Origin of the sequence: Corynebacterium curieae, from assembly GCF_027570035.1 — a bacterium.
Taxonomy (GTDB): Bacteria; Actinomycetota; Actinomycetes; order Mycobacteriales; family Mycobacteriaceae; genus Corynebacterium; species Corynebacterium curieae.
Genome location: NZ_JAKMUU010000025.1, coordinates 1 through 1,422, shown reverse-complemented (window position 1 = coordinate 1,422; position 1,422 = coordinate 1). Strand labels below are relative to the sequence as shown.

Sequence of the window (1,422 nt, the reverse complement as noted above, 5' to 3'; positions counted from 1 at the left end):
TGAACTGCTCCCCATTAGTTGGACTGAGAAATCAGTTTCTAACTAGTGGGGAGTATTTTTATGAGAGCACGAAGTTCTTTGAGTGAATCTCAGCGCGAGCAGCTCGTTGATTTGTTTGAGCAAGGGCTGGGCTATGCGGCGGCGGCTCATCGGTTAGGAGTTGGCCTCTATTCTGTAAAGAGATTTGAGCGTCGTTTCAAGCTGCATGGCAGACTATGTCTTGTGGAGAGACCAACTAAGCAGCACTTTTCCTTCGAGGTGAAGAAGGAAGTTGTCGATCGATTCATTGCCGGCCAGTCCAAGATGGAACTGGCTAGGGAGTTTGGTTTGTCATCGGATCAACTTGTCGCTAATTGGGTGAGGGCTTGGCGTGCGGGTGGTGATGAAGCGTTGCGGCCGAAACCGAAGGGACGACCGAAAGGCAGTGCCCGCTCGGCACCGTTGACCGCGGAAGATCGGCTCCGCCGTGAGGTGGAGAAACTACGGGCAGAAAATGCGTACTTAAAAAAATTGCGGGACTTGAGGAACCAGCGACGAGGCTGAAAGTAGAAGCTATCGTCATCCTCAAGTCAGCCCACCGCCTGGAGGACCTGCTGGTTGCGGCATGTCTTTCCCGGTCAACATTTTTCTATCACCAACAACGCCTCACCATGGCTGATAAACATGCCCAGCTCAAGCAGGCAATCGTCGATGTCTTTGAGCGTATGAACCGTCGTTATGGTTACCGGCGGGTGCATGCTCAGCTACGCTGGGAAGGATGGGGCGTCAACCATAAGCTGGTCTACAAGCTCATGGATCAACTAGGGCTTAAATCCAAGATCAGGGCGAAAAAGAAGTACAACTCGTACAAAGGCACGGTAAGTCACATCGCAAGCAATGTGTTGAATCGATGTTTCACGCCTGATGAGCCAAATACGGTGTGGGCAAGTGACGTCACGGAGTTTCGCGTTGCTGGCACCAAGGTCTACCTGTCGCCGATCATGGACTTATGCGATCGGTCGATCGTGTCGTACAGCGTTTCAACCTCACCGAATACGGCGTTTACGTCGCAATCTTTACGCGATGCCATCGCGCAAGAATCACCAGATGAAGGTTTGCTTGTACATACCGACCAAGGATTCCAATATCAGCATTCCAGCTGGCGCACACTCATCACAGGTATCGGTGGCACACAATCGATGTCAAGGAAAGGAAACTGTTACGACAATGCGGTGATGGAAAACTTCTTCGGACACCTCAAGTCAGAGATGTACCACGGGGAATCATTCACCAGTCTGGAGGCGTTCTACCACGCAATTGATGACTACATCCGTTGGTACAACCATGAACGCATCCAAAAACGACTCAAGGGCCTGACTCCGATGCAATACCGGAACCAGACCCTAAAGCCTCTAACCACCTAGAATTAAACCAGTCCAACTT

The 1,422-nt window shown here is 51.1% G+C and carries 1 protein-coding gene; it reads left to right on the top strand.

Translation table 11 applies throughout. The features are described from left to right. Positions 1–60: 60 nt before the first annotated feature. Positions 61–1,403 (top strand): IS3 family transposase gene (locus L8V01_RS11875; RefSeq protein ID WP_420869466.1). Its coding sequence is split into 2 segments (ribosomal slippage): positions 61–502 and positions 502–1,403, totalling 1,344 coding nucleotides; the frame shifts between segments, so codons are not numbered across the junction. Positions 1,404–1,422 lie beyond the last annotated feature (19 nt).